The organism is Snodgrassella gandavensis, from assembly GCF_914768025.1.
Lineage (GTDB): Bacteria > Pseudomonadota > Gammaproteobacteria > Burkholderiales > Neisseriaceae > Snodgrassella > Snodgrassella gandavensis.
Genome location: NZ_CAJZCE010000013.1, coordinates 1 through 24,234 on the forward strand (window position 1 = coordinate 1; position 24,234 = coordinate 24,234).

The 24,234-nt window shown below is 35.0% G+C and carries 29 protein-coding genes; 22 read left to right on the forward strand and 7 right to left on the reverse strand.

Going from position 1 to position 24,234, the window contains the following annotated elements:
* The 4 genes from MJ764_RS11660 to MJ764_RS09230 all read left to right on the forward strand — a co-directional run.
* On the forward strand, positions 1-120 hold a 120-nt coding region (locus MJ764_RS11660), incomplete at its 5' end, for an integrase core domain-containing protein (protein WP_420853947.1).
* 251 nt (positions 121-371) lie between these two features.
* A complete protein-coding gene (locus MJ764_RS09220) occupies positions 372-530 on the forward strand; it encodes a hypothetical protein (RefSeq protein WP_239326349.1) in 159 nt (52 codons plus the stop codon).
* A 113-nt stretch (positions 531-643) separates the two neighbouring features.
* Entirely contained in the window at positions 644-781 is a 138-nt protein-coding gene (locus MJ764_RS09225) for a hypothetical protein (RefSeq protein WP_239326351.1), read from the forward strand.
* A 767-nt stretch (positions 782-1,548) separates the two neighbouring features.
* A complete protein-coding gene (locus MJ764_RS09230) occupies positions 1,549-1,932 on the forward strand; it encodes a YbbD-related protein (protein WP_239326353.1) in 384 nt (127 codons plus the stop codon).
* A gap of 455 nt (positions 1,933-2,387) precedes the next feature.
* Here the strand turns inward: MJ764_RS09230 and MJ764_RS09235 are convergent, their stop codons facing one another.
* The 3 genes from MJ764_RS09235 to MJ764_RS09245 form a co-directional block, all read right to left on the reverse strand.
* Positions 2,388-2,969, reverse strand: coding sequence for an integrase core domain-containing protein (locus MJ764_RS09235; RefSeq protein WP_338053845.1), 582 nt, complete (start codon positions 2,967-2,969; stop codon positions 2,388-2,390).
* Positions 2,970-2,981: 12 nt separating this feature from the next.
* Positions 2,982-3,149 carry a hypothetical protein gene (locus MJ764_RS09240; protein WP_239326357.1) on the reverse strand — a complete coding sequence of 56 codons (168 nt, stop codon included), beginning with the start codon at positions 3,147-3,149 and terminating at the stop codon, positions 2,982-2,984.
* A 283-nt stretch (positions 3,150-3,432) separates the two neighbouring features.
* Positions 3,433-3,627 (reverse strand): hypothetical protein, encoded by a 195-nt coding sequence (locus MJ764_RS09245; protein ID WP_239326359.1) that lies wholly within the window; start codon positions 3,625-3,627, stop codon positions 3,433-3,435.
* A 487-nt stretch (positions 3,628-4,114) separates the two neighbouring features.
* Between MJ764_RS09245 and MJ764_RS09250 the strand changes: the two genes are divergently transcribed.
* From MJ764_RS09250 to MJ764_RS09310, 12 genes are all read left to right on the forward strand, one after another.
* Positions 4,115-4,309 (forward strand): hypothetical protein, encoded by a 195-nt coding sequence (locus MJ764_RS09250; RefSeq protein WP_239326361.1) that lies wholly within the window; start codon positions 4,115-4,117, stop codon positions 4,307-4,309.
* A gap of 831 nt (positions 4,310-5,140) precedes the next feature.
* Positions 5,141-5,632: an SMI1/KNR4 family protein gene (locus MJ764_RS09255; protein WP_239326363.1), complete on the forward strand. Its 492-nt coding sequence runs from the start codon at positions 5,141-5,143 to the stop codon at positions 5,630-5,632.
* Between the two features lie 891 nt (positions 5,633-6,523).
* Positions 6,524-7,015, forward strand: coding sequence for an SMI1/KNR4 family protein (locus MJ764_RS09265; RefSeq protein WP_239326367.1), 492 nt, complete (start codon positions 6,524-6,526; stop codon positions 7,013-7,015).
* A gap of 488 nt (positions 7,016-7,503) precedes the next feature.
* Positions 7,504-7,680: a cytidine deaminase-like fold-containing protein gene (locus MJ764_RS09270; RefSeq protein ID WP_239326369.1), complete on the forward strand. Its 177-nt coding sequence runs from the start codon at positions 7,504-7,506 to the stop codon at positions 7,678-7,680.
* Positions 7,677-8,093 carry a DUF6911 family protein gene (locus MJ764_RS09275; protein WP_239326371.1) on the forward strand — a complete coding sequence of 139 codons (417 nt, stop codon included), beginning with the start codon at positions 7,677-7,679 and terminating at the stop codon, positions 8,091-8,093. Before MJ764_RS09270 ends, MJ764_RS09275 begins: the two co-directional genes overlap by 4 nt.
* Positions 8,094-8,395: 302 nt before the next feature.
* Positions 8,396-8,812 (forward strand): hypothetical protein, encoded by a 417-nt coding sequence (locus MJ764_RS09280; RefSeq protein WP_239326373.1) that lies wholly within the window; start codon positions 8,396-8,398, stop codon positions 8,810-8,812.
* Positions 8,813-9,369: 557 nt separating this feature from the next.
* Positions 9,370-10,017: a hypothetical protein gene (locus MJ764_RS09285; protein ID WP_239326375.1), complete on the forward strand. Its 648-nt coding sequence runs from the start codon at positions 9,370-9,372 to the stop codon at positions 10,015-10,017.
* A 334-nt stretch (positions 10,018-10,351) separates the two neighbouring features.
* Entirely contained in the window at positions 10,352-11,350 is a 999-nt protein-coding gene (locus MJ764_RS09290; RefSeq protein WP_239326377.1) for a tetratricopeptide repeat protein, read from the forward strand.
* 367 nt (positions 11,351-11,717) lie between these two features.
* Positions 11,718-11,909, forward strand: coding sequence for a hypothetical protein (locus tag MJ764_RS09295; protein WP_239326379.1), 192 nt, complete (start codon positions 11,718-11,720; stop codon positions 11,907-11,909).
* Between the two features lie 763 nt (positions 11,910-12,672).
* Positions 12,673-13,200: a hypothetical protein gene (locus tag MJ764_RS09300; protein WP_239326381.1), complete on the forward strand. Its 528-nt coding sequence runs from the start codon at positions 12,673-12,675 to the stop codon at positions 13,198-13,200.
* Between the two features lie 287 nt (positions 13,201-13,487).
* Positions 13,488-13,730: a hypothetical protein gene (locus tag MJ764_RS09305; protein ID WP_239326383.1), complete on the forward strand. Its 243-nt coding sequence runs from the start codon at positions 13,488-13,490 to the stop codon at positions 13,728-13,730.
* A 108-nt stretch (positions 13,731-13,838) separates the two neighbouring features.
* Positions 13,839-14,075 carry a hypothetical protein gene (locus MJ764_RS09310; RefSeq protein WP_239326385.1) on the forward strand — a complete coding sequence of 79 codons (237 nt, stop codon included), beginning with the start codon at positions 13,839-13,841 and terminating at the stop codon, positions 14,073-14,075.
* Between the two features lie 336 nt (positions 14,076-14,411).
* On the opposite strand, the gene MJ764_RS09315 is transcribed toward MJ764_RS09310, so the two are convergent.
* Entirely contained in the window at positions 14,412-14,609 is a 198-nt protein-coding gene (locus tag MJ764_RS09315) for a hypothetical protein (RefSeq protein WP_239326387.1), read from the reverse strand.
* A 612-nt stretch (positions 14,610-15,221) separates the two neighbouring features.
* On the opposite strand from MJ764_RS09315, the gene MJ764_RS09320 reads away from it, so the two are divergent.
* From MJ764_RS09320 to MJ764_RS09340, 5 genes are all read left to right on the forward strand, one after another.
* Positions 15,222-15,422, forward strand: coding sequence for a hypothetical protein (locus MJ764_RS09320; RefSeq protein ID WP_239326389.1), 201 nt, complete (start codon positions 15,222-15,224; stop codon positions 15,420-15,422).
* 300 nt (positions 15,423-15,722) lie between these two features.
* Complete coding sequence (locus tag MJ764_RS09325; RefSeq protein ID WP_239326391.1) at positions 15,723-16,355, forward strand: hypothetical protein; 633 nt, start codon at positions 15,723-15,725, stop codon at positions 16,353-16,355.
* 587 nt (positions 16,356-16,942) lie between these two features.
* Entirely contained in the window at positions 16,943-17,353 is a 411-nt protein-coding gene (locus tag MJ764_RS09330) for a hypothetical protein (protein WP_239326393.1), read from the forward strand.
* The gene (locus tag MJ764_RS09335; protein ID WP_239326395.1) at positions 17,353-17,877 is read left to right on the forward strand and encodes a hypothetical protein; all 525 of its coding nucleotides are present in this window, start codon (positions 17,353-17,355) and stop codon (positions 17,875-17,877) included. Before MJ764_RS09330 ends, MJ764_RS09335 begins: the two co-directional genes overlap by 1 nt.
* Before the next feature lie 242 nt (positions 17,878-18,119).
* Positions 18,120-18,974 carry a HEAT repeat domain-containing protein gene (locus tag MJ764_RS09340; RefSeq protein ID WP_239326397.1) on the forward strand — a complete coding sequence of 285 codons (855 nt, stop codon included), beginning with the start codon at positions 18,120-18,122 and terminating at the stop codon, positions 18,972-18,974.
* 171 nt (positions 18,975-19,145) lie between these two features.
* On the opposite strand, the gene MJ764_RS09345 is transcribed toward MJ764_RS09340, so the two are convergent.
* From MJ764_RS09345 to MJ764_RS09355, 3 genes are all read right to left on the reverse strand, one after another.
* Positions 19,146-19,730 carry an RNA 2'-phosphotransferase gene (locus MJ764_RS09345; RefSeq protein WP_239326399.1) on the reverse strand — a complete coding sequence of 195 codons (585 nt, stop codon included), beginning with the start codon at positions 19,728-19,730 and terminating at the stop codon, positions 19,146-19,148.
* Between the two features lie 1,150 nt (positions 19,731-20,880).
* Positions 20,881-21,915, reverse strand: coding sequence for an NAD(P)-dependent alcohol dehydrogenase (locus MJ764_RS09350; protein WP_239326401.1), 1,035 nt, complete (start codon positions 21,913-21,915; stop codon positions 20,881-20,883).
* Positions 21,916-22,275: 360 nt separating this feature from the next.
* Entirely contained in the window at positions 22,276-23,025 is a 750-nt protein-coding gene (locus MJ764_RS09355; RefSeq protein WP_174829126.1) for an amino acid ABC transporter permease, read from the reverse strand.
* A gap of 237 nt (positions 23,026-23,262) precedes the next feature.
* Here MJ764_RS09355 and ribF point away from each other — a divergent pair, with 237 nt between their 5' ends.
* Positions 23,263-24,192: a bifunctional riboflavin kinase/FAD synthetase gene (gene ribF / locus MJ764_RS09360; protein ID WP_239326403.1), complete on the forward strand. Its 930-nt coding sequence runs from the start codon at positions 23,263-23,265 to the stop codon at positions 24,190-24,192.
* The last annotated feature ends 42 nt before the right edge of the window (positions 24,193-24,234 follow it).

Sequence of the window (24,234 nt, forward strand, 5' to 3'; positions counted from 1 at the left end):
CTGCAACAGGCAAGAAAGGTAACCGAAGAATGGCTAACAGTTTATAACACCGAAAGACCTCATGAGGCACTAAATAATATGACGCCGATTGAGTATAAAACACTAAAACAGACAGCATGATTTTCTACGTCTGTTTTGTATTAACTATGGGGTATTTACAATACTGGTCTAGGTGCGGCTGAGTTTATAGAATATGGTTGTGATTTTTCTTTAGAATTATTCAGGGTATATAATTAAGGCGAATTTATGGGAAAAATAATATGTAAAGATGTTAAGATTTTTTCCATCTACAGTGGTGATATTGAGAACGGTGAAGGATTTGAGGGTTGCTACATTCATTTATACTAATTAAAAATCTAGATAACATTTTAATGGAAGGGCCTTTTAAAAATAATATATATTATAATCCAGAGAAAGTAAGTGGTTATGAAATTAGTCTAGAAAGTGGTTCAATTAATGGTAAAATTATTTGTTTAGAAGCCGTTATAGATATTGTAGATAAATATAAAAATATACTTATTGAGGAATAAAACTTGACTTTGCTTGCAAATATATCCATCAAAATTCAATTAGAAGCTTTAACAATGATTTTATTGTTAAAGCTTTTTTTCATAAATCATTATGCTTTTTGATTTATGAAAAAATGCGTGTAACGTATGGTTGGAAGCCAGACAGCGACTTGGGCACCAGCCTCTTATGGCAGGCTAACCTGAGCGAAGGCCAGAGCCTGAAAAATGTCAGCTATCACTATCTGATAACCGACCATCTGTGCACTTCATAACTGGCACTAAAAAGCCATGGAAAACAGAGATGGAAAATCAATAGCGATGCGTTTGGCAACAACGAACTGGATACAAACAACCAGATAACCATGAATCTGTGGTTTTCACAACAATACTATGATACAGAGACCTGACTGTCATATAACTATTCCCGTGATTACAATGCGAAGACTGGGGGGGGTATATGCAGAGTGATCCGATAGGTTGACGGGTGGAATAAATATTTGTGGTGATGTAAATAGTGATACATTAAAAATTATTGATTCACTGGGATAAAGAAATTATTATATAGTAGATGAAAATGATGTATTAACTAACTTAGGAACTGGAAGGGATATTTCAAGGTACGTCGTCTTATTTTGAATGGTATGAAAAGACTTTAATTAGATTCATTAGATCTATTTTTTCATTGCATGGCATTCTATTGAATCTCAAAGGATAAGGATGCAAGTAATAAATTGAGTAAATGGTATGCTAGAATAAAAGAAAATTTTGATTATATTAAAAGGACGTGTTGGAATTTATGGGTTGGATAAAAGGTTTTCTCACAAGCAAATGGTTAAAGATTAAAATGGGTATCTAAAAGTAAACGATTATGGATTAAATTGTCCTGTTAACATCAATTGTCTAGATAGGTATGAGAAATTTATTAATCCTAATCTTCAGAAAATAATTGTAGTATTAGAAAATGAGGGATATTTATAATGATAAAATTTTATATACAATTATTATGTTTATATGGATTTTTCTTTATGGATGTAATCTTTTGGATTCAACAAAAGTTTCATATTATGAAAAATATACAGATATTTTACCTGATGATGGCTTGAATAGCTGGTTACCAGAAAACTTTCCAAAAGAATCTAGAAATATTTATGTTAAAACTGATGTTGAAACAAATGTACTTGAAGTTTATTTTACCTTGAATAATAAAATAGAAAACAAAGAACAATTATATTTAAATGGTATTCAAATGGAACAATTAAAGAAAATCGATAAAACAATAGATAGAGGGTGGTGTATGTATTCAGAATATAATATTTGGAAAGAGCCACGCCAGAATTGGTATGTTATAGGTGAATTATCTGCAAAAAACAGATATATACTTGTGTTTGCGCATACTATAGCTCCTAATTTATGCAAAAAATAGAATAGTATAAAAACTAATCGATAAAATTAAAGTATAAATAATAAATTAATATTCACATATGATAGAAATTTTAGTAAACATATAATAGTCATTAAATTTTTATAAATATTTTTGATTTATTTCCTTCTTCTACGCTTAGAACAATAACCTGATTAAAAAAATTAGGATACTGGGCAGCGATATTGAATACAGTTGCAACAATTGACAGCATTCCATAGCGATACCTCTGGCAACAGTGAACTAGATGCAAACAACCAGATAACCATGAATCTGTGGTTTTCACAACAATACTATGATACAGAGACTGGACTGTCATATAACTCTTTACGTGTTACAATGTCAAGACTGGACGGTATATTCAGAGTGATCCCATAGGATTGGCTGGAGAAATATATACCTATGGTTATGTAGGTGGTGTAAATATCCCATAGTTAGTACAAAACAGACATAGAAAATCATGCTGCTTGTTTTAGTGTTTTATACTCAATCGGCATCATATTATTTAGTGCCTCATGAGGTCTTTCAGTGTTATAAATGGTTAGCCATTCTTCGGTTACCTTCCTTGCCTGTTGCAGATTATTAAAAAGATATAAATCCAGTACCTCTGTACGATAGGTACGGTTAAATCGTTCAATAAAACCATTTTGATATGGGCTGCCGGGTTTGATGTAATCTATAGTTATACCATGTGATTTTGCCCAGTTAGTAAAGGTGTTTCCGGTGAATTCCAGTTCATTATCTACTCGTATTTTTAGTGGATAACCATGATATTCGGCCAGTTTAGCCAGATAACGGGTAATCCTGCCAGCAAGCAAACTGACTGCAATATCAATGCCTAGCGCCTCACGATTAAAGTCATCTATCACATTGAAGGTTCTAAACCTGCGTTGATTGCGACTGCTGTCACTTATAAAATCCATTGACCAGCATTCACCTGAATTACTCGGTATTGATAGCTTTTCTGGGCTTCGTGGAGGAATGCGTTGTTTACGCTTTACCCTAAGATTAAGCTTTAATTCACAATACACCCGATACACCCGTACATGATTTCACTGATGACTGCCAAGCTTTCTGATGCGATTAAAACATTTGGGAAAGCCCCAGCGTAAATGCTTATCGGTAATAGCACTTAGTACAGACATAATCACTGAATCATCCGGTAACTTGGGTTGATAATAGTAAGCATAGCGGCTTAGGCCTACAATAGAGCAACTCATTGTAATAGTAGCAAGATGGCTTTCTTGTAACTCCAGAGCTCAGACTTTGCGTTCCTTGGTTGGCACTATAGCTTTTTTAAGATTTCCTCCTGAAGCTGGGATTTTAAACTCAGCTCAGCAACATCTGCTTAAACTTACAGTTTTCAGATTCCAGCTCCTTTAAGCGTTTGATATCTAATGTTTCCATACCACCATATTTATCCTGCTATATTTCAATGGAGAAAATAATTGATTTTCTGAGGGTAAGCAATTGGGTAATGAAGGGAAATGCTACATTGAAAAACTATATTTTATCTTTTAAATGGGATTTAATTTCACCAACTAATAAAATAGCAAAATTATTATAATCTTTTATTGTGCCATCTAATGCATTAAGATATCCTCCAAAATCTAGTTTTTTAATGGGTTTTGGAAAGGATTCGTCTTTAATCAAAAATTTATAATCCAAGTGTTTCAGGTAGATTTTAGATGCAGGCAAGAGTGCTTCCGCTGGAGCTGCTTACCAGAAAATCAGATCTAAGTTAGATAATCGTGGGTGTTAATATTATGGTTTTGATAAATACTTTTATCATTGTAATTGGACTGTATATTTCATGTATGAATTGGTTGATATTTATTAATAATGATATTTTAAAAAATAAAAGTTCATCATATGGGCTGTTTATTGGAGGAATATTATTATATGTAGGCATATCAAAATTGCCTGATCCATATAACCAATACGCTTATTCAGGATTTTTAATTGATTTTGGTTGTATTCCGTGGTTATTAGTTGGATTGGGATTTAAGATTATTAAATATCTAAAAAAATAAAGTTTACTCCTTTAATAAGTGTTATTCAATATATTAATATTATTGGTAATTTATTAAAATAAATATATAGATAAAGATATTTGAAAATAGGTAATAGGAAAATATAATAACTCACTAAGTAATGTTTAACTATTCTCCGAATGGAAAAAAAGATGACAGATAAAGTTATGATTTATGCTAAGATGCTAAATATAGCACTATATACTATCAGAAATGTTCAATCCCGTAATCCATTTGTAAAAGCTAGGGATAAATCAAGTTACTTTGAAGCCGAGCTAGCACATACTTTACCGTGGAATATTGTAGGAGCAAACTCTTGTATAGATTCGAAAGATTTATTTTTTTAAATTATAACGCTAAGTATTATTATGATAATTATAATTATGATTTATCATATAGTTACGTGGAATAAATTGAAAGAATTAAGAAATTATTCGCCTTAGTACCACCTGAGTTGAGAAAAGAGCTCAAATGGAATGGTCCATAATTATTAAGGTTTTAAGTGATCAATAGAACTAATATCAAGTCTCAGTTTAAAAGCTGGGATTTTTTTATAGGGGGACTATTAAGTCGCTAGTGATTTTCTGGGAGGAATGGGCGATGCACTATTAACCGAAGATAATATCAGTTTTGCTTACTAACTCGATAAAAGATAAATATGATATAGACCAGATTGATGAGTGTTATATAACTTACTGAATTGGATAGTAACTTGGGGATTGGATTGGTAGTTATTTAGACAGTAGGCAAGGTTTGGCAAGAAAAAAAGGAATCATTGATTTGTGTGTTGAGGAGAAATAGCACCTACTTAACAACAAAGAAAATACTGGATACAAGACCCGATAGATTTTAAAGGAAATAAGGTTTATCTCCGTAATGACTTATTAAACCGTGATTTTCAATCAAGTTGGCTTGATAAAGGAAGAATTGATATTGGTTTTAATCTGAACAGAATGGCTTATGGAAGAGTTCCTAAAGGTAAAGATGGCCAATCCGTGAACGTATGTCTGTTGTCTTAAAGCCTGAATGGTATAGTATCTGGCACCATGCATTAAAACAATCACAAGGCCTTGCATATGAATTACAATAGTTAATCACCAACTCCAATTGATAGAGGTAAATTTGACAACTGGAGAAAAAGTTATTGGAAAGAAGAGTAAAAAATTATCAAAGGTAAAATGATGAAGCATATATCAAAAAATGATGTAATAAGTTTAATTGAACAAAATCAGAATTTAGTTGACTTTGGAACAGCCAAAGACGCAGTTAGTGCACTGCATATAAAAAAAGCAGAAGATTTTATTGGGCTACCTTTTACTGATTCATACAAATGGTTTTTAAATCATTATGCTCGCGGATCAATTTGTGGAGATGAAATATTTAGTCTTAATGATAGTTTTGATTACTATGATTCCTATGATTCTAATACCGATATATTATATGGTGAAGATATAGTTTACAATCATATTATAGATTTAAAAAATAAACTGACAACAGATAAACAATTAGCAGTATGTCATTCGGATATTGATGGTGAATTTTTCTTTGATTATACAAAATATGAAAACAATGAATGTCCAATATATATTTATTGGTCAAAGGATGAGTCTTTATTTTATGCACAGAATTTCTTAGAATTTTTGTATAAGAGGATAAAGGAATGTCAATAGATGTACTTTGATTATGCTTTAAAATAAGCACATCATTTATCTATAAATAGTAAATTAAAAAATTTAAAAGATAAACTTTCATAAATTTTCTAAGATGTTAATCCCGGTTTAAAGTCGGGATTATTTTTTACACAAAAACTCATTAGACAGATTTCATCAATTATTTAGTAATTGTAACTATCCCCTAAAATAGTACAGCTCTGAAGTAGAAAATTCTCTTCATTAACCCACAGAGGATTTAAACATGAAAAAGATGGCTGAACATCAAATCGTATCTATTTTAAAAGAAGCTCAAGCCGGTATTCCTGTCAAAGAATTTTGCCGTAAATATGGCATCGGCAATTAGAATTTTTATAAATGGCGAGAAAATATGGTGGTATGGAAACCTCCGATATCGAACATTTAAAGGAGCTAGAGGCTGAAAACCGCAAGCTTAAGCAAATGTTTGCCGAGCTCAGTTTAAAATCTCAGCTTCAGGAGGAAATCATAAAAAAGCTCTAGTGCCTACCAAGGCACATAAAGCTTGGGCTGTGCAATTACAAGAAAGTCATTCTGTGACTATTGCTATGAGCTGCGCAATTGTTGGCTTAAGCCGCTGTGCTTACTATTATCAACCTAAATTACCGGATGACTCGGTGATTGTGTCAGTACTCAGTGCTATCACTGACAGGCATTTACGCTGGGGCTTTCCAAAGTGTTTTAATCGCATCAGAAAGCTCGGCTATAAATGGAATCATAAACGTGTGTATTGTGAATTAAAGTCATCAAAACAATCACAAGGCCTTGCATATGAATTACAATACTTAATCGCCAACTCCAATTGATTGAAGTAAATTTGACAACTGGAGAAAAAGTTATTGGAAAGAAGAGTAGAAAATTATCAAAGGTAAAATGATGAAGCATATATCAAAAAATGATGTAATAAGTTTAATTGAACAAAATCAGAATTTAGTTGACTTTGGAACAGCCGAAGATGCAGTTAGTGCACTGCACATAAAAAAAGCAGAAGATTTTCTTGGTCTACCTTTCACTGATTCATACAAATGGTTTTTAAATAACTATGTGGGCGGAGAAATCTGTGGAGAAGAAATATTTAGCCTTAATGAAAATTTTGATTACTATAACTCCTATAATTTTAATACCGATATATTATATGGTGAAGATATAGTTTGTAATCATATTATAAATTTAAGAAATAAACTTACAACAGATAAACAATTGATAATATGCCATTCGGATATTGATGGTGTATTTTTCTTTGATTATACAAAATATGAAAACAATGAATGTCCGATATATATTTATTGGTCAAACGATGAGTCTTTATTTTATGCACAGAATTTCTTAGAGTTTTTGTATAAGAGAATAAAGGAATGTCAATAGAAACACTTTGATTATGCTATAAGTAATCATATCGTTTATCTATAAATAATAAATTAAAAAGTTTAAAAGATGAGTTTTCATAAACTTTTTGAGATGTTAATCCCAGCTTAAAGCTGGGTTTATTTTTCCATAGAAAACTTATCTAACGGATTTAATTTGTAACTATCCCTTAGAATGATAAAGCTTTGAAGAGGTTGATAATTAGTTACCAGATAATGTTTCAATATATTTGATATTCAACGCTTGCTGAGTAAAAAGGATGCCTGTATGACAAGACGGTGGCGGAAGCTACCTTTAAAAGTATAATACAGGGTTTGTTAAAGGGGAAAATTTTTGACAATCTAATAATCACAACAAGCCTTTGTGGCTGATGCTTATTAGTACAACCAATGGTAGCATTCATCGTTAGACTATTTACCTCCCGTGGAATTTAGCAAACAGCTCCCCCTTAATTTTGTTGTTTGAATATGTGTTGCTATTCCATAACTATGAAAGTAAAAGGAAAGGATCTTTGTGCTTATTATCAAAAGGATATGCCTGCAATGGCTCAAACACCAAAGCTTAACTTATTGACGAAATATGCAAAGTCTAAAATCGCCTATAAAATAGTATATGAATGGCAAGCTGCTATGGCAAGATTTAAGATAACGGAGACTGCAAAATGATAAATAGATTTAAATTCAATGGAACGTTTTATGGTAGGATATATGATTATGATAAAAGTATAGTTAATCGTAGCCCTACAATAGAAGATATAAATAATTCTCTGGATTTATTTGTATTAAATAGTGGTGTTCTTTATTTAGAACAAAATGAAGAGGAGGGTAATATTCCTTTTAGGTTAACGCTTTATGCTGAAAATCAGAAATATCTGGTTATGTTTGGAAAATCAAATCCGGAAGTTGATGATGGCGTAGAAGTAAGAACTTTTTGGGACGGTACACGCGCCTCGGGATTGATAAGTTTACAAGGTGATTTATGGGATAATAGAACTATAAGCGAAAATTTTAGTCTAGTCAGAAAAGCTTTTAATGAGTTTTATCTGACAGGAGATATTGACCAAAATATAGTGAGTTAACCTAAAAGCCTTGAAAATTGAGTTTTATATATAAATAGCAAAAAATTAAATGGAAAATATTGAAAGGGTATTTTAGATGTATTTTTGAATAAACAATGATATCAAAATGTGTCATCACTTTTGCCAAATATTTTTGTTTATAATTCGGGATGATGTAAAACATGAATAGGAAGTAATTTGTGGGACACTAGTAGATTTTATCAGGCCTTTAGTTGGCATAGGTTGGTATTTATTTGGTGTGGAAATAGGTTGTAGTACCTCTTGTAGCTTGGATAAATGTTTATATACAAAATAGTACTCACATGATGATAATTTTTTCAATTATATTTCTGATTTTTGGTCTAATAGTGTTTAAATTTATAGATTCAATTTATCTAAAAAGATATTTAAAAGGATTACAGGATACAAGAGAATATTTAAGTGATCAGGAGATTCTGGCCTTTTATATAGATTATAAGCTATCTGAAATAAGTGTCTTAGAGTTATGGAATGAAGTTGCAACCAATTTTGATATCCCTCCCGGCTATCTGAGGCCAGAAGATTGTTTGGCTGAGATGGGGATATTACAAATTATTGTAGATCATCCCAAACTGGAAAATTTAACTGATATTGCTAGAGAACGAGAAAAGGCATTAAACAAATCAATCGATTTGGAGAGCATTTCAACGCTTGATGATTATATTAAAGCCTTTGCAGTTAAAGCACAGATAAAAAATTAAATAATAAATTTATACAGAGTAGAAGAAATTCACTTTACAGCATGTAAGAATAGATATAATCTAAGATGCCATATAACTGCTATTTATCTATATACAGCATTGATAGTCTATCTATAATGACATTCGTTTGTGATAAACCTTTTGTGTAAGTCAATTATAAATAAGAGAAATATTACAATTTAGTCAGAAAGATTTCTATCATCTTTTAGTGATGGTTTTTTATTATATAGCAATGGATGTTTTTAGCAGCATCTTCTTAATAATCTGGTACAAGCAGGGAAGGTAACCGAGGATTGGCTGATAATTTATAATATTGCAAGACTCTCTATGCGGTATTGAATACGATGATGCTGATTGAAGATAAAACAAGCAACATAATTCTTTATGTCAGTTCTGTGCTAGTAATAAAGAATTTACGGTTAATATACTTGTATCGAAATAAGGCCAGAGAAACTTAAGATAGTAATAGTATTATATAGGTAATAGGCGAATAAAAATTCTAATATATTGGCACTTATCAAGTTTAATAATTGGTTTTTTATAGATAGGAATAATTGATGCGTGAAAATTTAATAGGTCATCGTCACTGGGACATATTAGGATTGTGCCCAGGAGAGAATGAATTCTTTAAATCTTTTATTATTGATGTAGAGGATGGCAATCAAAAAAACAATCTGTATATCACTATTGTAGTTTTTAGGTTGGATACTTTTGAGGCTTATTCATATTTTTATATTGAAGCTGTTAATAAGAATAAAAAGGACAAAGAAGAATGGTATATTAAAACACAAGAATATCTTAAACAGTTAGGTAGACCAGTTGACTGGCAAAAGCCGCATCGCTACTGCATTGCTCGACATGCATTTATAATTTTAAGAAATGAAAAATTTAAAATAGATTTAGAGAAAAATAAGCTAAATAGCAATGATATTTATCGTTATACGCTAATCTCCCAATTTAAAGAGGCTGCATTAATAAAGAAATTAAATAGGTTGTCTGATGAAGAAAAAATCCAATTATTTACTTTGAAAGATTGGGAAATAAAACTAAAAGATAAGGAATTAAGTAATTACAGTAGAAAAGATATTTTATTTAATATTCATAGGCGCACGTATTTGTATAAAAGATTATTGGATAAAGAAAAATTTAAACAATACTATATAGAATACAATAAAGGAATAGATCAGCTTTATGGTGAAAATTAAATATGGCAATGATTTTGTCAGGGGGGATGGTTATATAAGCTCATAGGCTTTTTTAATGGGTAGTGAGATGATAATTTGGATTCTGTTTGATTAAGGATATTACAAGTTGGACATCGGTAATGGAAAACTGTCGCCATCTTTTTTTAAACAGTAATTATATTGTGGATTGTCGCAGCTGCAGGTGGGTGATATAAATGATAATAGAACCATATGGTGTGTAGCCGGAGGTATTGTCACAACTGGAGTGTCTGTTGGTATATTGAGTAAATATTTACGTCAGGAATGTCAGGCTATAATCAGCGTATGGCAGCTTAATAGATAAAAGGAGTTTATTGTGAAAATTTATGGTGATAAAAAATTAAGTAAGCTTGAAAGTATTGCCTCTAAGGCTGAGACTGAAAAAAATTATAAAAAATCATTTTCTATCAACTATATGCTAGCCAGAAATAAGGTGGCTTCTGGTATGTGGGAAATAGGTCGTATGTGTGGTAATTCTGAGTTTCTGCGTCAGGATTTGAATAAAACATTAATCTGGGAAGTAAATGCAAATTTAAAAGATAATATACTTTTGTCAAATATTGCAGTAACTTATCGGCAGATGGGAGATTTACAAGCCTCGAAATATATTTTATCCCAAGCCTTAAAAGAGGGAGATGATGAGGCCGCATTGGATTTGGCCAAATTGTATAATATAAGTAAAAAGGAACATAAAAGGGTAAGAGAATTACTTAATCTGGTTTTAAATAGTGAGAATGTTTCTGAGTATGCTTTGGAAGAGTCGCGCTATATTTTAAAAAATATTGATCTAAAGGGTAATATTGCTAAAACTTATGTACGATTAGGCAAGCCTATAAAATTAAATAATAAAATTTTTGAGAAACTGATTGGTGCAGAAATAAATTTTAATTTAGAAAATTATAAAAAAGCCTGTAAGCAATTTAGAAAATTAGCTAATGAAAATAAAAGTTATACAGCGATGGATTATTTAGGAAAAATATACCAATATGGCTTAGGTGTTGAGGCTAGTTATAAAATTAGTATTTTTTGGTACAAAAAAGCAATTCGTGCAGGTGGTGTGGATAGCTTAATAAATTTGGCTTTTTTATATAGGGATACTCAAAAAATAGATTTATATTGTGCTTATTTAAAGCAAGCAAAAAAGCATGGTAGTGATAGGGCTACTTTGTTATTGGCAAAATTATATAATATTTCTGCTAAAGAAAATCGGCGGGTAAAAAAATTGCTTAAGCAAGTTCTTAAAAGTAAAACATCAACTGTCGATCTTATTTATGAGGCAAAAAGCTTATTGAAGCAATTACAAAAAAATAGTTAAGGTTATGTTGATAATGAGTAGCAGCAAGTGACATTGCTGAATGGAGAAAAATCAATTTGCGGGACTAATAGTGGAACTGACTGGTTAGCTTATTTATCTGCACGCCATACAGAATTACAGCAATGATGCTATCGATAACGATATCGGCAGTGTCCAGCAGGTAGGCGAGTGCCAGTACAACAACCTCAATCAGCTAATCAAATGGGCAGAAGGCAAACAGCAAATCAGCCTGAACCATACCGCTAACGGCCAACTGTCTACAGAAGAAAGTGTCAATAAAAAACTCAGCTACAACTACAACGCAGCCGAACGCCTGAGTAAAGGCAGCAACGACACCAGTAAACTGGATAGCTACCAATACCGGTGTATGAGCAAAACTGTAAATGGCGAGACTACTTACTATCTTTATGGCAACGAAGACCTGCCAGACGGACTAGGGCAGAACGGCAAAATGCATGTAACGTATGGTGGGAAGCCAGACGGCAACTGGGCAAGTATCAGCTTTTTGTGGCAGGCTAATCTGGGCGAAAACCTGAATCTGAAAAAGGCCAGCTATTAAGACCTGATAACTGGCCAATCTGGGTATGCTGCAACTGGGACTAAACTGTGAGGGAAAATCAAGCTGGACAATTAATAGTGATGCATATAGCCTGATAATCATGAACTGGTAGGAATTGGGGTTCTGCTAGGATGCAGAGACCGGACGGGCATACAATTACTTTCGTGATTATGATGTGGGCTGGGTGATATAGCCAGTGTGATGCGATAGGGTTAAATGGCAGATAACTGTGTGGTTGCGAATCCCATAGAATTTACCAATTTATTTGGGTTAAAAAAATGATAAGGCGAAGGGTATTTGAGACAGAGAGGGGGAAAATTTAAATTATTAATAGAACGTGCTGATCAGTGCTTTAGTCCACGTTGTGTGATTTTTACGAGGAAGTATCAGGTATTTAGTATGAGGTGGAAATGTTGGTACTAAATACGTTGGTTCCATGTGTAGGAGGGGATGTGGATAGCGATTGGATGTTGAGATTATCTTTCTATGGTTATGATAGTTTTTCAGGAATGTTTATTTTTATATACGGGGTTGGTAAAAGAGGCTGGGCTATTTGTAATGGTTTAAAGCCAAAGCAAAATTAGTATTCAGGAAGACGGCAAAATGTATTAAAAGCCGTTTATTTCTAATTAGTTCAAGGTTTGGTTTGCGTGGATTATTTGAATTGGTAATCGAAGTTTGTCAGTGGAATTTTAATATAAAGCTATCATTAATTTTTAAATTTAGGTTGTTTTTGCAATCTATGTTTTTTTGGAGATGAAATATGAAGAAGATAATGTATATTTTTTTTGAGAAACTAAAAATTTATACAATAAATTTTGTAATATTTTTTTTACTGATAAAGATTTTTTTATGTTTAATTTCATATTACGATATGGGATATGCTGATAAGGAAACTCTACATGATGATTTTACTATAGTTGTGTTTGATGAAGAGACTTTTTATCCATTAAAGTTAAGTAAGCTTAAGGATTTTCAAAAAGAAGATTATTCTTTTATTTCTGAAAAGAAAGTTGATCGTAAGGAATGGGATGCTGGTGATGATACGCCGTCAAGTTTTTCATATAGTATAAAGAAAATCGAAAATGGTCATCAAATTGAAACTGAATTTAAAGATCCTGAGAGAACTGTCTGGTCTACTTATCAAGTTGTGAATAATCACATAATACCTATAAAGTCCAGATTATATGCTTTTGATTATATACTGCTGGCGATGCTACTGGCTTTTCTGACAACCTATGGATTAAATTACATCTGGAAGTGTTTTAAGATTGAATTAAGAGTTAATTAAGATTTTATTTATGAAATTTAGTTATATGGGCTTAATTTGGTTAGTGGTGTGATTTAATTAATCTTTTCTAATTATAAACAGCAGAACTTGGTAGTGTCGTTATTTTCGGAGATTGTACTTTTCAAAGATGCAGATGCGGGACTGTTATACAACTGCTTCTGTGATTATGATGTGTAGAAAGGATGATATATCCAAGGTTTTGGATAGGGTTGAATGACGAGGTGGTTACCTACTCTCATCATTTAGGTCAATATCTGATGAAAATATGGGCTAATTAAGGAAAATATATGGATTATGCTGCTGGTGAAAAAGTTGAATTAGGTGATGTAGTCACTTTTGCTGGAGGACTTGAAGGAATTATTATATGTTGTTTTGACACAAAAGAATATTTTCCTGATTTTGAGTACGAATCATTTACTGATGTATGTAAATCGGGGGTTATGATTAAAACATATGGTGGTGGGTTAGTCCATTATTCATATCCTGATTACGACTTGATTTTATTAAGCAGAGCTGATTCTAAGCCATAGGATTGGATAAGAATGATAGAATAAAAGTGATATATGGCTTGGTTTTATTATTGGCTGGATTGCTAGGTGCTTACTATTAATTGAAATTTATTTAAGTAAGGAGTTAAAGTGAATTATCCAAATGGTGATGAAATAAAGGCGGGAGATAAACTTAGTTTAGAAGGAGGGATGAATGGTATAGTATTATGTTCTTTTGATTCAAAAGATTATCTTCCTGAATTTAATTATGAATCATGGATAGATATATGTAAAACTGGAATAATGGTAGATACTGATGTTGCCGGTTTAATTCATTATTCTGAACCAAACCCTGAGTTTAAATTATTAGAAAGAAAAAGGTTTTAATAGATTAAAGGGATGTATTTTTTAGTTAAAAATTAAATATAATTATCCCGCTATTTATTATATTGCGAGATATTTTTAAATGTTTAATTTAAAGTTGAAACTTTAGCTATAACGCCGCAGAGCGACTGAGTAAAGTCAGCAATACCAGCGGAGAAATAGCCAGCTACCGGTGCGACTCGTATGGCCGGAGAATCAGTATAACCGTAAACGGCGAGAGCATCTACTATATCTATGACAGCGATGACCTAATAGCTGGACTGGATCAGAATGGCAAAATGTGGGTAATGTTTGATTGGAAGCCAGACAGTGGCTGGGTCGCCTGCCTCTTGTGGCAGGCTAATCTGGGCGAAAGTAAGACACTGAAACCAGCTTCATTACCTGATAACTGGCCTGCTGGGCACGCTGTAACTGGCGATAAACGGTAATGGAGAACGGAGCTGAAAAATCAATAGCGATGCAAATAATCTGATAATGATGAGCTGATAGTTGTTGGGACTCTACGCTGATGCAGCGACCGGAGGGCATACGATTCATTTCGTGATTAGGATGTGCTGACTGGGCGATAAAGCCAGAGTGATACGATAGGGTTGGCAGATAGAATAAGTACTTATGGTTATGCAGATGGGAGTTTGCTGTTGTACGGGCTATATGGTTTATCGTATTGGGGGTTGTGTACTAAATAAATCTAAAAGAGGTTATACACAGGGAGCTGAATGAGGTGCTAAAGTGATATCTGTAATGGATGCTGCGACTAGTAGTGCTGTTAGGTATCGCTGTGGGAGAAAGATTAAACAAAGCTGGATATACCTTGGTATTGTCTGGTGTGGGAACAGTTAGCTGTGGCGTAACAGACGCGGTAATAGGAGAGGCTGTAGGCAGTGCTATAAAACCGATAGTGATTGGGGGATAAAGGGTATTGCCGTTGGACTGGGAGGGAGCTTGTTTTATATTATGGTTTTATTGATGGGGACGAGGAGAATTGCGAAGAGTTTGAAGAGCAATGAGGCTGTATAGTTAGGGAGATGGGCTGAGAAAGGTGTTTGGAAGAAGCTTTACTCAGTGGAAATAATGGATTTAAGTTTTGGATTTGTGGAAGAAAGCATTGAAAAAGCATTGAAAAGACAATGACTGCTAAGGGGTACTTATATGATAGAAAATCAAGTAGTTGCTCAAAATATTAGTGATTTGCTCTTAAAGACAACACGTGAGTTAGATGAGTCATTATTGCAGGTACAAGGGTGTTGTTCTGAAAACGAATTTATTGCTTATCGTAAGGTTGTTGCTGAATTGATGAGTATTATATATTGGGATGTTTTAAAATATATATATCAGACACCCACATCTTAAACCAAAAGAACTAGATTAATTAAGATTTTTATGTAGTTTAGATTCAAAGGCTAGTCAATAATCTGCTATTAAATAATTTTTATGATATTGTTCTATATTAGCTATGTTTAATAATTATTTATAGATTTGATAGTTGGTTTATTAAATGGTGGATTTTAAGCTAAGTTTATATGCAACAGATATTAATCCAGTTAAGCAGGATGGTTTTATGTTATAGGGTAGAATTACTTATATAACTATTTATTGTAATGGGTTGTGTTATTTTTAATTGATTTTCTTTGTAAATAAATGGAGTGATGCATGTGTAATAGATATTTAAATCACAAATATTTTGACTTAGTACTCATTCGTGTAGGAATAAATGAATATTTTGAAGCATATACTATGGATGTAGACGATGTTGATAATGGCATTAAGGTCACTATTGTTGTTTATAGATTAGATACTCTTGAGACTTATTCTTTTTTTGACTTTTATATTGAAAAACCGGATAAGAAGGAATGTGTTATTAGAGCTGATAAACATTTGAAGCAGTTAGGTAGACCTGTTGACTGGAAAAGTCCTCATCGTTATTGTCTGGCTCGGCATGGATTTAGGATTTTAAGAAATGAAAAATTTAAGACTGATCTGGATAAGAATAAACTGAGTAATGAATATATTTATCGTTATATGACAATTGCACGGTTGAGAGAAACTGTATTAATAAAAAAATTAAATTTTTTGTCTGACTATGAAAAAATTCAATTATTTACACTCAAACAATGGGAAATAGACATTAAAGATTGGGAAATGGATAACTATAGTGGAAAAGATACTTTATATGCAATTTACAGAAGAACATATCTATATAAACGTTTGTATGATAAGGAAAGGTTTAGAGATTATTATTTAGAATACAATCAGTTGATTGATGAGCTTTATGGTAAAGGTTAAATACGTAGTTGATTTTGCCAAGTGAATGGCTATGTTGGGTCTTACGATTTTCTGGTGGGCAGTTATATTTTAATTGATTTTTCTGGTTAGTATCGTGGTTTGAATAGTGGGGCATCTATTATACAAAAGGCTACGGCGATTAGGATAAATGATGTATCAATGGAGATAGTCAGGTTATTGTCTAAATTGCTTCTGGAAACTGAGGGGCAATTATCTGAAGCTGAATATAAAATGCTGAAAAGAGCTTTGGGGATGACAATCGGGGAACTTCAGATAAATATTTTAGACCTGATATATGAGCAATATCCGGAACTAAGTGATATTGATTAGTTTTATTGAGATAGCTATTTAGAGTGGCAATGGATATATTTGGTATATATCTGAAATTATTAAGAAGATGCTGTTCTGGTATCTGTTTGTATGTGCTGTTTGTGAAAGTATGTGCCAGTTAAGAAAATAGGCTATGGTAGTTGCTGATGTTGTAATAATAAGATGCTCAGGTGTAAATGGATGGCGTGATTGGTAAATTGATTGGCATGATTTTTAAGTTAAACATGTTTTGTTTACTATGGTGTTGAGAGGTATTAATGGAAGCTGGCTCAGTAAGTTTTATTTATTTGATTGTAGAAGATGGAACAAGATTGGAAGAACAAGGTGAATTTATTCTGGAAGAGGAATACTACTATTTTAAATTTAGGGATAATGATGAACTCAGGGAAAAGGTAATGGCAAAAATAGATTTTCTTAAGCAGCAAAATCAACAAATTATTATTCGGCTGCATAAGAAAGTCAGGAAAGTATTACTTGGTACTAGAAAATTTTGTTCGATAACAACTAAAGTAGATGGTGTTTCAGATAGTGGTTGTGAACTGGCTTATTCATTATTTTATACAGATAGTCTGAAAAATGCGGCAAGATTTGCGCAGGGCGATGAGGTAGAGTTGGATTATTATGATTATGGTAATGATTATCTGGCCAAAGCAATGGAGATGATGTAATGGGGTGGTTTGTGATTGATATGGTTAGTACTATGTTAGCTGCGGAAGATAATAAACAGCAGAAGGATTTTTCTATTGATGAGGAATTCTGTTTAATTTATGCAAATAGCAGAAGACAGCTTTATCGACAGATAAAAAAGAATGTGAGCTTGGCTAACGGAGCTGGATGTGCATTTTTTAATTCGGAAACTCGAAGAGAAATTGGTAATGATTCTCCGGGTGCATATGAAAGATGTTGGTATGGTGATGGTCCCGGGGTCTGCAAGGTATTGGGAATAAGAAAAATATTGCCTTTATCATGGCAATCATCGCAAAGGAACGATAAGGAGAAGGTACCTTTTGAGGACGGAGATTTGATTATAAGTTCTCGGTATAAGGTGAAGTCCTTTGATGAGGTGAAGAGATTGATGAGCGGGGAGGTTGTTAAGTTTATTTATTTAAATGATGAAAATATCAATTTAGCCAGAAATAAGAAATTGAAATATTTGTATTTATTTAATAATGAAAATAAGGATGAGTTATGAATGAATGGTTATTTTTAAGATTTGCTGGCAATGATTTTTCAATTTTTTAGTTATGAGTTTTTAAGTTGTAGTTATGTTTTGGGTTGTGATGGATATGCTTTTTGAAGTTTATGTTGTTAGATAAAAATTGAATTTGATATGTTGTGCTTATTGGTGAAGATTGGGCAAAGTTAGAAATTAAATTTTGTGCTTATGATGAAATATGGGATGAGAATATGTTGTAAAAGTTTTGGAGTATTTTAATGGCAAGATCTGCTTATAGTAAGAAGAAAGAGGATATTGAGTTTCAGTATTGGGAGCGATGTCGAAATCTGCCGGAAGATAAGTTGATTGCTTTGCTGGGTCATAATGATTTTATGCTGGCGATGGAAGCTGCAAAAATGTTACAGCTAGAGGGTGGGCGCAGGGTTATTAAACTGGCTCAGATGGATTGTTCAGATGGTAATTATAAGCGCAGAGCATTAGCTGCTTTTATTTTAGGCCAAATCAAGTTATCTATGCTTGAGGAAAAAGTATCTCTTGAAATACTTGGTCATTTAGCTTTAACTGATAAATCTGCTTTAGTCCGCTCTTATGCGGTGTCGTCTTTCGGGCATCGTTGTCGCCGGAATAATAAAAATGCCGGTTTGTTTTTGGAATTGGCTAAAAACACGGTATTGGATAAATCTGTAAATGTGAGAGAAAGTACGGCTTTTGCTTTATCATGTTTTAATAATGAGGCATCAATACCGTTGTTAATCAAGCTATTGAACGATAGTCATGGCTCAGTAAGAGATTGGGCTGCATTTGCTGTTCATATGAACGGATATGATTCTCCTGAGGTTAGAAAATGCTTGGTTTTATTGTTGCGGGATGGTGATTTCGATGTTCGCTTTGAGGCAATGGTTGGTTTGGCTAAGTTGCGTGATAAACGGGTAACTCAGGTATTGATGAATGAATTAGGTAAGGAACCGGTATATGATGACTTGGTTGAGGCGGCAGGGGATTTGGGTGATATTGCTTTATTGCCTGTGCTTTATAAAATAAGGGATCAGTTTGAACCTTTCGATGAGTTGAATACTTCGATTGAAATTTTGGAAAATTTAAAATCAAAATGATAAGTTTTTGAAATATGTTTGATATGAGTATTTTATTTGGCATGAATTCTGAGATTTATGTTTATTGGGGCGATAAAGGGATAGTATTTGAGTCGCTTTGTTTTAAAAATTTTGATATTGAATAGGTTAATATTTTCTGCTCTTATTCTGTGGTTGTACTCTTAGGGCTATTTATAAGTCTGATACTGTTGCATCAGGCTGATTTCTGTGCTGATATAAATGGAAATATTTTGCCGGTATGGTTTGGGTTAGCCATACGCCATTATCGGCCAGATAGAATTTATAGCCTGCTTGAAACATGGTTAAAGCGTTTATTTGCAAAATAACGGGTTTTCCATGACGCGCGCCGACTGTGGTTGCGGTTTCGGCGTCGGTAGACAGATGCACATAGTGACGGCTTCCCGGTAGCAGCCCTTGCTGGTTTATTGAGTTTAAGAATCTTGTAGCTGTACCGTGATATAGAAATTCAGGGGGTTTCTGCTCGCTATATGCTATATCAACTTGTTTGGTGGAGTGTCCTTGCGCTGCGCGGATGTTCTGGCCATTTTCGGAAATGGTAAAACGTTTTTTATCGCTGGTCTGTACTATTTGATCAATTATTTCTCTGTTTAATGTTTCTCCGTGTAGATTTGCCTGTTTGATTAAGGTATCGATGTTTACCCACCCATCTGGATTTAGGGTAAGACCTATGGCTTCGGGCTGGTGTCTTAGTATGTAGCTTAGAAATTTGCTGGTCTGGCTGGTTTTGTTCGTCATTTTGGTTTTCTATTTGTTGATTTATTTTAATTTGGATAGTTGGCGGTGTTAGTTGCTAGTTTTAATTTTGTTGATAAGAGGTAAGTTATCTGTTTGTTGTGAATGTTGATAATTTGTGCTGCATTTATAAAGCTTGATTAAATAATACAATAGTATGATATGGTTTGTTGTTTGTATATTGCAAGTATCTGTATTCAAGTTGTGTTTTTTTTTGCTATGTTTTTGAGCTGGTAATTGATATGAAAAAATATGCTTAATTATGGCTAGTTCTAGTTGGTGAAGCATGATTTTGTGTAGGGTGAGAATTCTGTATTTGCTGCATATTATTAAACTAATGATTTTTTCTATACTAAGGGGCGTATGGGATAAGTAAAAAAAGATAAAGTATTTGATGCGGCTTTTAAGGCGATATTTGAGTGTGATGAAACTGTATTTTGATATTTGCCGGAAAGGGATTTGTGGAGGGCATACATATTTTTATCTTTTCATTATTACCCGAATGTTATTTTTTTGGGATGAGCTGATATTTCTTTGTTATATGTTTTCTGCTGAAAAAATAATCAGGCAGGTTAATTTTGCATAGTTTATATTTGATGTTAATTCGGTAGAGCTTGGTAATACTTAAAGAATTAGATTGTGAAATGTGGTGATTGAAAATCTGTAAATGATTTACTCAATATGGTTTTTGCTCCGGAAGAATTACTAGTTTATCTGGCTACTTTGTGGGCTGGAATTGATGCATTTTATTGCGGATATAGTACATGCTTTGACAAGTGGCAGCCATATGCAGGTAAGCTATGTTTATAGAACATAAGGTTTTGTTGAAATATAATGATTGTTTATGTTGAGCAAATATTATTGAACGATTAGGTGATCACTAGTTTGCTGTGGTGACGATGGATTATATTTGTGAAGATAATGTGATTAAAAATGTATTAGATCAGAAAAAAATATTATTCTGAACAGGTTATTGCGGAAATAGACTCGCCTTTTCTGCCATGGCTTCTTTCTATACAAGATGCACTGGATGATTTTTTGGATGGTGAATGGTAAATGATTCAGTTTAAATGGTTATAAGCGGGTGGATGTTTTGTATGTAAAACGGGCTGAGGTTGATAAAATCTCTCAGCCCGTTTTGTTGTTAAGGAGGTTAAGGAATTAGTACTGCTCTGCCTTTGATTTGCCCTTTAGAGAGTTTGTCGTATATTTCCAAGGCTTGAGACAGGGGATAGGTGGTGTATTCGATGTCGATAAGGCCTTTTCTTTTCAAATCCAGTACTTCCATCAGTTCGACGCGTGAACCCCAGTAAGGTGTACAGAGTGATGCGCCCCATGGCTGGTTCATGCAGTGCCAATCGAGTTTGCCGCCTCCCAGTCCGACTACTGTCCAGTCTCCGTTTAAGCCGACTGTTTGTGCACCTAAGGCCAGAGTTGGATTATTACCCACAAAGTCGAGGACAACGGCACATTTTTTGACGCCGGTAATCTGGGTAATTTCTTCGACAACGCTATTGGTGTCTCTATCGGTACGGACTACGTAATCTGCACCGTATTTTTTGGCTAATTCCAGTTTGTCGTCGGCAATATCACCAGCAATAATGGTGGCAGAATATACTTTCTTCAGGATTTGTACGGCCATATGTCCTAAACCGCCAATGCCAATGACAAAGACGAAGGATGAGGGTGTTATTTTGCTGCCGGAACGTTTGATTGCATGGTATGGGGTTAATGCTGCATCGGAAAGGGGGGCAACTTGTTCTGGTTGCAATTCATGCAGGGGAATCAGTAAACGACTGGACGGTACAATCATGTATTCGGCCATGCCGCCATTGGTACCCAGACCACCGCCGAGAATGGGAGATTCGGACTGGTGTTCACAGTAGTTTTCCATGGATTGCTGACAGGGTGCGCAGTGGCCGCAGCCCCACGGTCCATAGACCATGACGGCTTCACCTATTTGAAAGTCTGTAACTCCTTCGCCCAGCTCTGCAATCCAGCCGGCGTTTTCGTGCCCGAGGGTAAATGGTGGTGCTCCGTCAGGTATGCCCATATGAATCAGGTGTAAATCGGAATGACAAACACCTGCTGCGCCGATTTTGATTAGTATTTCACCAGCTTTGGGTTTTGGTTTTTCGATTTCGTCTATACGTATATCATTTTTGGCGTGTAATCTGACGGCTTTCATGGTTTCTCTCTTTCATCTTATTGAGATAAGTATGTAGGCAATTAGTTAAGCAATTTCTTTAATTAAAGTCAAGTATTGAATAATTTTACTGGTTATATTTGATGTGTTTACTATTGACAGAGGGCGGATAATTATTTTTATTGCTGATAAGTGGGTTTTTGGTTGTGTTTTGGTGTTTAAGTGAAGGATTTTACTTTGGTTTTATTCTGATTGAATTTTGTTGAGTTTGTGCTTGTAAGTGTGATGCTTTTGATTTTGTCTGGTGAATGTTTGGGTGGGCGTTGAATAAAAACAGGGCTGCCGGAACTATCCGGCAGCCCTGTCTGATTGGTTTTATCTGTTTGTTGCAACTGCTATGCGTTAATGCTGATAGCCTTTATTGTATTTTTTCTCCAGCCATGAGAAGAACCAGCTTAGGGCTATGGTCATAATCAGATAAATGATGGCGATGGTATAGAGTGGGGTATCGTAGTTAAGGTAACGTCCGGCAGCGGCACGGGCTGCAAAGGCCAGTTCGGCTACGGCGATGGCGGAAAGCAGGGAGCTGTCTTTAAGGAGGGTGATGAATTCGTTACCAATCGGTGGCAACATGCGGCGAATCGCTTGAGGCAGGATAACGTAGCGCATGGCTTGTGTGTAGCTGAGGCCAAGGGAGCGGGACGCTTCAAACTGACCGCGATCTATTGATTGGATACCTGCACGGAAGATTTCGGTGATGTAGGCACCAGAGTTAACGGAAAGTGCCAGTATGCCGGCAATGAGTGCGCCGTAACTGCGGCGCAGTTCGATGGCTAGATCGCCGCTGATAATGAGGCCATCTGTGGGGTTGATGAGGAGCGGAAACCAGACGAAGTACCAGATGAAAATCTGTACAAATAAGGGGGTGCCGCGAAAGATGGTGACATACAGTAGTGAAATCTGGCGAAATGCCCATACCAGTGCACGCATGGGTAAGCCGCCTTTTTCGATGCGGATGACGCGGGCGAGGGCGAATATCAGGCCGAGCAAGGTGCCCATGATTGTGGAGATTAGGGTGACGCCAAGGGTGGTGAGCGCACCGTAATAAAACATTTCGCGATATTCGTAGATGATGTCGAAACGAAAGGCCATTGTGTTACCTAATGTGGTTTTTGAGGTGTTGCAGCTGGCTATGGTAAGCCTTAGCGTTAAGTGGGCGCTATTTTAGCAAGAAATGCTGTTGTTACTGTATTAAATTTTGTTTGCTGTTGAGAATAAAGCGGATTTGCTGGTTGATGGGGCGGGAAAATGCTGATTAATTGCGCTGGCTAAGGTGGGCTGAAATGTTTACAATGATGTGTTTTATTATTTGATTTATTCAAGAATTGTATGCAAGTTTGGTTGGGGAGCGGGCAGCAGCCGGATTGGTCTGGCGGTACGGCGGTAACAATCGGTAATTTTGATGGGGTGCACTGTGGGCACCGGCATATTTTACTGCGTTTACGTCAGGAAGCCCGTCAGCGCGGGCTTGGTTCGGTGGTGATGATATTTGAGCCGCAGCCTCAGGAATTTTTTGCGCAGCAGGCAGGAAAGGCTTTGCCTTTCCGGGTGACGCCTCTGCGTGACAAGCTGAATTTGCTTGCTGAAAGTGGCTGTGTGGATGCGGTGTATGTTTTGCGTTTTAATCAGCAATTTGCATCCATGCAGCCGATGGATTTTATCAGGCAGATGCTGGTGGAACAGTTATCTGCGCGCTATTTGCTGGTAGGTGATGATTTTCGCTTTGGCGCACACCGCAGTGGCGATTTTGCTTTGTTGCAGGCTCAGACCAGTTTTGTGACGGAGCATACGCCGTCTGTGCTGGTTGAGGATGTGCGCGCATCCAGTACGGCGGTGCGGATGGCGCTGGCGGCTGGTAATCTGGCTTATGCGCAGTTGTTGCTGGGACATGAGTATACGCTCAGCGGCCGGGTGAAACACGGTGCCAAGCTGGGGCGTGAGCTGGGCTGTCCGACAGCCAATATACATCTGCCTGCTTTGCATTATGCTCTGAACGGGGTATTTGTGGTGGATGTGGTTGGTGCTTTCGGACGTAAGCGGGGTGTGGCCAGTTTTGGTAAAAACCCGACGGTATGTGCGGGTAGTCAGCAGAAGCTTGAGGTACATATTTTTGATTGTGCTGATGATTTATACGGGCAACGTTTGCAGGTGCATTTTTTGCACAAGTTGCGTGATGAGTTGAAGTTTGATTCGCTGACGGCGTTGCAGACTCAGATTTTTGCTGATATGGATGCGGCACGAATATGGCAGGCTACCTGAATTGCCGGGAGGTGTTCGGGTGGCCGTAAAAAATTGTTGAAT